The organism is Streptomyces sp. NRRL WC-3549, assembly GCF_000721935.1.
Lineage (GTDB): Bacteria > Actinomycetota > Actinomycetes > Streptomycetales > Streptomycetaceae > Streptomyces.
In genome coordinates this window covers 53,258-61,300 of sequence record NZ_KL585433.1, presented here as the reverse complement: position 1 = coordinate 61,300, position 8,043 = coordinate 53,258, and the positions used below count along the sequence as shown (strand labels likewise).

The following is an 8,043-nucleotide window of genomic DNA, read 5'->3' as shown; positions in this document are numbered from 1 at the left end:
GGGCGGGCCGGCGGGAGCCGGTGAGTGAGCAGGCCTCGCCGCCCGCCGCCCGTATCCCTCTGGCCGGGTCCCGCGCGGCCGGCCAGGAGGTGACGGAATCCCGCACCGGCGGGCCCTGCCGGGGTCGTGGGGGAGACGCGGTCAGGGCGGTCGGCGCGTGGACTCCCCCCGGAGGGCGGACGCCGCGGACAGCCGGACGGGGCGGGCGGCTCGGAGCCGCCCGCCCCGCAGGTGGTACTTCGGCGGTGCCCGTCGACCGGCCGTCAGGCCGGAGCGATGGCCAGCGCCGTGTTCTGGCCGCCGAACCCGCACGAATTGCTGAGCGCGAGGTCGATCGGCATCGACGTGACCGACTGGGCGAGCTTGACGTCGATCCGGGGGTCGGGGATGCACAGGCCCGCGGTCGGTGGAACCGTTTCGTGTTCGATGCTCAGCAGGGTGAAGGCCGCCTCGACCGCGCCGGCGGCGCCGAGCAGATGTCCGGTGACTCCCTTCGTGGAGGTGACCAGCGGATCGCCCTGCAGGGTCCGATGGATCATGCGGGCCTCGGCCAGGTCGTTGAGCGGTGTCGAGGTGCCGTGGGCGTTCACGTGCTGCACCTCGTCCGGGTCCGCGCCCGCGTCGGCGAGTGCCGCGCGGACCGCCGCCTCGATTCCGGCGCCGTCCGGATGGGGCGACGTCATGTGATGGGCGTCCGCGGTGGCCCCGTAGCCGATGATCCGGCCGTGGACGTGCGCGCCGCGGGCCCGGGCGTCCACGACACGTTCCATGACGAGGATCCCGGCGCCCTCCCCGGCGACGAAGCCGTCCCGGTCGGCGTCGAAGGGACGCGACGCCGACGCCGGGTCGTCCTCGCGCCGCGACAGGGCGCCCATCTGGGCGAAACCGGCCATGACCAGCGGAGTGATCATCGCTTCGCTGCCGCCCGCCAGGACCACGTCACAGCGGCCGAGGGCGAGCAGGTCCCGGGCCGTGCCGATGGCGGTCGCACCCGACGCGCAGGCCGTGGCCACCACCAGGTTGGGCCCGGTGGCCCCGAACTCGATGGCCGTCTGACCGGCCAGCATGTTCGGCAGCTGCATGGGCAGCAGCAGCGGGGACACCCGGTCGGCGCCCTGCTCCCGCAGCACGTGGTGCTGCTCCTCGACCGTGCCGGGACCGCCGTCCGCGCAGCCCAGCACCACACCGACACGCGCCCCGTCCCAGGTGGTCGGGTCGAGACCGGCGTCGGCCACCGCCTCGTGGGCGGCGACGAGGGCGAACTGCACGAACCTGTCCAGGCGGTGTGCCCGCCGCGCGCTGAGCAGGGACTCGGGGTCGAAGTCGGGCACCCGGCAGGAGATACGCACCGGATTGTTCGCCAGCACCGGATCGAGGGCGGCGGCCGGCCTGCCGTCGCAGACCGCCGCCCAGCTGGGCCCCACCCCGATACCGCCCGGGGTGACCAGGCCGAGCCCGGTGACGGCGATGTCCATGCCGGCCATCAGACCTTCGCGCCCCGCTGCTCCATGAGCCGGACCATGTCGGCCACGGTCTCGGCCTCCAGGAGGTCGTCGTCACTGACGTCCAGGTCCAGTTCGGACTTGAGCAGCAACGACAGCTCCACCACGGCCAGCGAGTCCAGCTCGATGTCCTCCCGGGTGGCCTCCGGGGTGATGGACTCGGGCGACACCTTGAGCTTGTTGGACAGGATTTCCTTGAGCTGCTCCAGCATGTCGGTTCCTTTCGAAGGCGTACGCGAAACCGGCGTACGTGACGGATGTACGCGAACGCGTACGGACTGGCGTACTGCATACACGGAGACGGCTGAGGTGACGTGTGCCGTCAGACCAGGTGGAGCTCCGGCCACACCAGGGTGGCCGCACCCCAGGAGAGGCCCCCGCCGAACGCGGTCAGCAGCACCCGGTGCCCGGCGGTGAGCCGGCCGTCCGCGGCGGCCTGCGACAGCAGCAGCGGGATCGAGGCGGCTCCCGTGTTGCCGACCTGTGCGATGTTGGTCAGCTGCCGTTCGGCCGGGAACCCGAGGCGTTCGGCGACCGAGTCGAGGATGCGCGCGTTGGCCTGGTGCGCCGCGAAGCGGTCGACGTCCCCGATCCGCCAGCCGGCCAGTTCGGCCGCCTGCCGGGACGCGCCCGTCATCCGCTCGACCGCATGCCGGTAGGTGTCCCGGCCGAGCATCCGGAAGTAGTGGTCCTCGGGGGCCGCCGCGGCACCGGAGGAACGCTGGCGCGAGCCGCCCGCCGGTACCTCGATCAGATGGCTCAGCTCTCCGTCGCTGCCGAGGACCAGCGGGCCGACGGCCCCCGGTTCGTCGGCCGACCCCGCCCGCAGCACCACCGCGCCCGCACCGTCCGCGAAGATGACCGCCGTGGTGCGGTCCTTCGGGTTGACGATCGTGGTGAACGCGTCGGCGGCGATCAGCAGAACGCTCTGTGCCGTCCCCGCCGCGACGAGTCCCGACGCGGTGGCGAGGCCGTACAGGAAGCCGGAGCAGACGGCGGCCACGTCGAACGCCGGCACCTGCCCGAGCCCCAGCCGGGCGGCCACCTGGGGGGCGGTCGCCGGGCAGGGCTGGTCGGGTGTGGTGGTGGCCAGGACGACCGCGTCCACCTGCTCGTCGCCCGCCGACTTCAGGGCCCGCAGCCCGGCCTCCACCGCCAGGTCGGAGGTCGCGGTGCCGGGCGCGACCACATGGCGTTCGGCGATCCCGGTGCGCGAGCGGATCCACGCGTCGGAGGTGTCGAGCCGCCCGGCCAGATCGTCGTTGGTCACCAGACCGGGAGGTACGTATGCCCCGATCCCGGAGACGACCGCCGCGCGCCCGCCGCTCACGCGCCGGCCTCCGGACCGCCGAGGACCTCCAGGGGCAGGCCCATGTACGCCATCCGGGACTCGGCCATCTCGTCGGTCCAGCGCTCGGCCATGTCGTAACGCTGCTCCGGCGTGGTGTCGAGCATCCGGACACCCGGCCAGAGCTCGTAGTCGCCGATCTTCCCGGCGTGCTGGGCCATGCCCTTCTGGAAGAGTTCCTCGCGGTGGATGACGAACTCCCGGTCGGGGACCTCGTCCCACAGCCGCACACCGGCGCGCAGGATCTCCAGGAGGCGCGGGCGGTACTCGGGGTGCTCGGCCGCGTGGTCGCGCAGGATCGTGCTGGCCACCGTGAGGTGCCGGATCTCGTCGATGGCGGTGCCGCGCGAGATCTCGCCGGTGGCCGGCGAGAGCGGGGTCCACTTGCGTTCGCTCAGTTCGGCCGCAGGGGCGAGCACGCCCTCGATGACGATGGCGAACACGGCGACACCGCCGGGGAAGTCGGCCTGGTCGCGGACGATGTCGAGGGTGAAGTCCACGACCGGCTCCAGGACCCGCTTGCGGTAGTCCGCAGCCATCTCGTCGATGTCCGCCAGGAGCGTCTTCTCCGGCATCCCCAGCTCCACCAGGTGGTTGCGGAAGACCCGGGCGTGACGCGCCTCGTCGACCAACTGGGTGGCGTAGAACTCGAGTTCGGGAACGCCGGGGGCGATGGCGACGTAGTGGCCGAGCAACCGCGTCGCGATCTCCTCCGACAGACTGCGGAAGCCGAACTCCAGCACCAGCGCGTCCCGCAGGGGCCCCGGCTCCTTGAGGAAGTCGGGCACGAGGGCATCGGCATGGTGCCCGGTCTCGCCCCGGTCGCGCAGCGTGCCCTGCGCCACCGAGGTGAACCAGTAGGCGAGGTTGCACTCCTCGGGGCCGAGGGTGAGCTCCTTCGCGCCGTCGAGCAGACCGGGGGCCTTCTCCCAGTCGGCCTCGGGTGCCACAGAACCGGTCATGACGCGGCCGCCTCCTTCGCGGGGTGCAGGGAACCGGCGAACAGCCCGCCGGCGTAGCTGAACAGGGGCAGGCCGTCACCGGTCCTGGCCCGGACGACATGGCCCAGCAGCAGTTCGCTGTCGCCCGCCGGGTGCACGGAGTGGAACCGGCAGGTGTAGTGCGCGAGCGCCCCCGCTATCAGCGGCGCGTGCGCGTACGGGTCCGCCGTCCAGGTGAGCCCCGCGAACTGCCTGCTCCCGTCCGGGCGGCCGCTGTCCGCGAAGTGGCGGGCGAGACCGGCCTGGTCGCCGCCGAGCACGTTGACCGCGTACCGCCCCTCGGCGGCGGCGAGCCGCGCGAAGGAGGAACCCGCCCGCAGCACGACCCCCACCAGCAGGGGCTCGCGCGACACCAGGGTGACGGTGCTCGCCGTGGTGCCGTGCAGCCGCTCCTCGGAGCCGACCGTCAGCACCGACACCGGGGACGCCAGGTGGTACAGCGCCTGCCGGCGCTCGGCCGGGTCCTGGCGCACGGGGCGCAGCGGGGCACGGACCTCGGTGACGGTGGTCATCGCACGGCCTCCCGCTGCTGCCGGCGGGCGGGGCGCGCCGGGACGTGGCCGACCGGGGCCGGCTCCATGGTGTGGCCGGCCGGCTTGGGACGGGCCAGCCCCAGATCGTCCAGGAGCCGCAGATAGCCGGGCTGGCGCACCGGCTCGAAGGGCAGCGCGAACGACTTCATGAAGTTGCCGAACAGGCCCCGGTCGCCGAAGAGGTGGAAGGGCAGCACCAGCAGCGCCCACTCCGGCTTCACCAGCCAGCACCACAGCGCGGCGACCGCGCCCTGCGTGATCAGGCTGTGCATGACGTTGTAGAGCACGTAGTACGTCTTGGGGATCGGCCGCCCGCCGCTGCGCTTGAAGGCGATCGCGCCCGGGATGTAGCCGATGAGGTCGATGTACAGGAACAGGGCGATCGCGACCCCCCAGCGGATCTCGCCGAAGTGGGCGATGATCAGACCGGTGGTGACGGCGAGGCCCACCAGGTACTCGGCGCGGTGCAGCGAGTACGTCCTCGGTGTCTCGAAGGGATTTGCCTGGTCCATGGTCGGCTCCTGCCGGGGGTGCTAGGCGCCGACGGCGGCGGGCTCGGTGAGATCGACGTCTCCCGAGAGGCGGGTGGTGGGGAACAGACCGGTCAGGGCCCAGGCGACGGTCTCCTGGATGACCCGCTCGGCGATCGGGTCGAGGATCCCCTCCAGGCTCGGGATGCCGAAGTCGAAGTCGGCGTCGAACCGGACCGTGACGTCGTCGCCCCGCTGAGTCACGGTCCAGGTTCCGGTGAAGGAGTCGAAGTCCCCGTCGGACTGCTCGAAGCGGATCTCGCCCCGCTCGGGCGCGAAGACGTCGTCCTCGGTCCAGCGCAGCAGGCCGCTGCGGAAGTGCAGCTCCCAGCTCGAACTGGCGTTCTTCTCCGGGTAGGTGGCGTGCACGGTGGTCTTGTTCACGTGGGGCGCCAGGTCGGGGTACCGCTCCCAGCGTCGTACGGAGTCGAAGACCGTCGTGGCCTGCTCCGCGGGTATCAGGGCGTCGAGCTGTACGTGCCGCACGATCAGTTACCGCCTTCCGGCATCTTGGCCGCGCCCCGGACGAGGTCGCGTGTGGCCAGGTCGAAGGAGTTCAGGAGGAACTCCACATCGGTGTCGCTCAGCACGGCCGGCGGCGTGAACCGCACCACCGAGCTGCCGTTCATCGAGTGGTTGGCGACCACGCCGTGGTTGAACAGCTCGATCAGCAGCTCGCCGGCGAGTCCGGCCTCGACGAGCTCCACGCCGATGAGCAGCCCGCGGCCGCGTACGTCCACGACGAGTTCGGGGATGTTGCGGTACGCGATCTCCGCGATCCTCGGCAGCAGCTGCGCGCCGAGGTCCATGGCGCGGGTGACCAGGCGCTCCTCCTTCATGGCCCGGATCGCGCCCTGGACCGCGGCCATCAGGACCGGCTGGCCGGAGAAGGTGGCGGTGTGGACGTAGGGGTCCTTGTCGAAGGGGCGGAAGGCCTTGCGGGTCGCCACGGCCGCGGAGACCGGCAGTACCCCGCCGCCGAGCGCCTTGCCGGTGAGGAGCACGTCGGGCACCACGCCCTCGGTGTCCGCGCCCCACCACTCGCCGAGCCGGCCGAAACCGGACTGCACCTCGTCGAGGATCAGGAAGCCGTCATGGGCGCGGACCAGTTCCTCGACCCGCTTGAGGTAGCCCGCGGGCGGAATGATCACACCGCCCTCGCCCTGGACGGGTTCGAGGATGACGCAGACCTCACCGGGGTGGGCCGCGAGTTCCGCCTCCAGCGCGTCGGTGTCGCCGAACGGCAGGTGCAGGAAGTCCGGCACCAGGGGCCGGAACGGCGCCTGGTAGACGTCCTTCGCGGTGGCGGACAGCGCGCCCAGCGTCTTGCCGTGGTAGCCGCCCCGCATCGAGACGGTCCGCCTGCGGCCGCCGGCCCGGGCGAGCTTGAGACCGGTCTCCACCGCCTCGGCGCCCGACAGCGCGAAGTGCACGCGGTCCAGCCCCTCGGGCATCACGGAGACGAGCGCCTCGGCGGCGCGGGCCACGGTGGGCTCCAGCAGGATGCGCGTCGCGGTGGGATGCGTCCGCAGCTGGCGCTCCACCTCCTCCATCACGATCGGGTGGCGTGCGCCCATGATGAAGACGCCGTAGCCGCCGGCGTTGAGGAAGCGCTCACCGTCGCTGGTGGTGAGCCAGGCGCCCTCGGACGCCGTCTCCATGTGGCTGCCGAAGAGCTCGGCGAGGGTGGCCCGGCCCTTGCTGAGATGGGCCCGGTACAGGCCGAGGATCTCCGCCTCGGTCTCGACGGGTGATTCCTGGATGACGGTCACGGATCTCTCACTCCAAGTGTGGTCGGGGCGGCCACTCGCTGCCCGCGGTGGTGACTCAGGCCAGGACCAGCGCTTCGCCGTCGAAGTAGCGCAGCAGCGGCTCGGCGGCGGCGGCGCGGCCCGGCGGGTGGAAGATGAGGGCGTGGACGGCGGCGGCCGCCCGGCCGTGGTCGGAGCCGCTGATGAAGTCCAGGCCGCCGAGCAGTTCCAGGGCCTGCCCGGCGATCCTGGGCAGCGCCTTCTGGACGGTGTAGCGGGCGACCAGCACCCGGGCGACCGAATCCTCGTCCGGCTCCCGGCCGATCGTCCGCGCGACACCTTCGAGGAGTGCCAGGGCGGCCTCCATCTCGACCGCGAGGGAGGCCCGCTCCTGGACGTTGCCGCGCTCGCGCTCCAGCACCTGCTCGACCAGCGCGGCGGCGCCTCCCGCGTACCCGGCGGAGATCAGCAGCTCGAACCAGACGAACCCGGCCGTCTGCAGGTCGTCCAGCCGGCTCGGGTCGTCCGCACCGGCCCGTACGACCATGTCGGCCGGCACGAACACGTCCGTCAGCCGCACCTCGTCGCTCTCCGCGCCCGCCAGCAGGTCGTTGCCCCAGAACGGGTGCACGGTCAGCCCCGGCGCGTCGGCCGGCACCAGGGCGAGCGCCAGCTCGGCCTTGCCGTCCTCGTGGTGGATGGCGATGCTCGCGGTGAGCAGACTCATCGAGCGGGAGAGGCTGCACGGCTTCTTCGAGCCGGAGAGCAGGTACCCGCCGTCGACGGGCCGGGCGGTCACCGCGGGGGTGAGGATGTTCTGCTCGGTGCGGCCCTCGGCCCAGCCGGAGGCCATGACCTGCTGGTCGGGGACGATCCGGTGCAGCAGCTCGGTCTGCGCGGAGGTGAGGCGGCCCTCCTTGACGGCGAGCGAGTAGAGCATGGCCGCGGTGAAGTGGTGCATGGAGACGGCCGCGACGAGCGAGGGCGACACGGCGCCCAGCGCCAGCTGGACGCGCAGCGCGTCCAGCGGGGCGGCGCCGTGGCCGCCGTACTCCTCGGGAATCAGCAGCCCGACCCCGCCGTGGATGCGGAAGAGGTCGATGACGGGGCCGCCGGGCTGCTCCCGGTCGGCGTAGGGGGTCTGCTCCAGCTCTTTGAGCAGACCGGGGTGGAATTGCTCGCAGACGGCCCGAGCAGCATCGAGGGAACGCACGGGGAAACCTCCGGAAGGCGTACGGTCCGGGCGCTCAGGCGCCGAAGACCGCGTCGTAGGGGCTGATGTCGCGGGCGATGCTGACCCCTTGCACGTGCGAGGTCTTGAGCATCGGGTAGTTCGCCTCGCCGAAGGCGCCGCCGGTGCGTCCGGTGCCGCCGTGGC

The 8,043-nt window shown here is 72.3% G+C and carries 9 protein-coding genes; all 9 read right to left on the bottom strand.

Annotation, left to right across the window (positions count from 1 at the left end; all coding sequences use genetic code 11):
* Nucleotides 1-263 precede the first annotated feature (263 nt).
* Nucleotides 264-1,484: a beta-ketoacyl-[acyl-carrier-protein] synthase family protein gene (locus IH13_RS0131160; protein ID WP_031089570.1), complete on the bottom strand. Its 1,221-nt coding sequence runs from the start codon at nt 1,482-1,484 to the stop codon at nt 264-266.
* Nucleotides 1,484-1,714: a phosphopantetheine-binding protein gene (locus IH13_RS0131155; RefSeq protein ID WP_031089567.1), complete on the bottom strand. Its 231-nt coding sequence runs from the start codon at nt 1,712-1,714 to the stop codon at nt 1,484-1,486. The genes IH13_RS0131160 and IH13_RS0131155 overlap by 1 nt, the downstream gene beginning before the upstream one ends.
* Nucleotides 1,715-1,824: 110 nt before the next feature.
* Nucleotides 1,825-2,832 (bottom strand): beta-ketoacyl-ACP synthase III, encoded by a 1,008-nt coding sequence (locus IH13_RS0131150; protein WP_031089565.1) that lies wholly within the window; start codon nt 2,830-2,832, stop codon nt 1,825-1,827.
* On the bottom strand, nt 2,829-3,812 hold the full coding sequence (locus tag IH13_RS0131145) for a ferritin family protein (protein WP_031089564.1): 984 nt from the start codon (nt 3,810-3,812) through the stop codon (nt 2,829-2,831). Before IH13_RS0131145 ends, IH13_RS0131150 begins: the two co-directional genes overlap by 4 nt.
* On the bottom strand, nt 3,809-4,363 hold the full coding sequence (locus IH13_RS0131140) for a flavin reductase family protein (protein WP_031089562.1): 555 nt from the start codon (nt 4,361-4,363) through the stop codon (nt 3,809-3,811). Before IH13_RS0131140 ends, IH13_RS0131145 begins: the two co-directional genes overlap by 4 nt.
* On the bottom strand, nt 4,360-4,896 hold the full coding sequence (locus tag IH13_RS0131135; RefSeq protein WP_031089559.1) for a hypothetical protein: 537 nt from the start codon (nt 4,894-4,896) through the stop codon (nt 4,360-4,362). The genes IH13_RS0131140 and IH13_RS0131135 overlap by 4 nt, the downstream gene beginning before the upstream one ends.
* A 21-nt stretch (nt 4,897-4,917) precedes the next feature.
* On the bottom strand, nt 4,918-5,400 hold the full coding sequence (locus IH13_RS0131130; protein ID WP_031089556.1) for a type II toxin-antitoxin system RatA family toxin: 483 nt from the start codon (nt 5,398-5,400) through the stop codon (nt 4,918-4,920).
* 2 nt (nt 5,401-5,402) lie between these two features.
* Nucleotides 5,403-6,686 carry an aspartate aminotransferase family protein gene (locus tag IH13_RS0131125; protein ID WP_031089554.1) on the bottom strand — a complete coding sequence of 428 codons (1,284 nt, stop codon included), beginning with the start codon at nt 6,684-6,686 and terminating at the stop codon, nt 5,403-5,405.
* Nucleotides 6,687-6,741: 55 nt separating this feature from the next.
* A complete protein-coding gene (locus IH13_RS0131120) occupies nt 6,742-7,878 on the bottom strand; it encodes an acyl-CoA dehydrogenase family protein (protein ID WP_031089552.1) in 1,137 nt (378 codons plus the stop codon).
* Between the last annotated feature and the right edge of the window lie 165 nt (nt 7,879-8,043).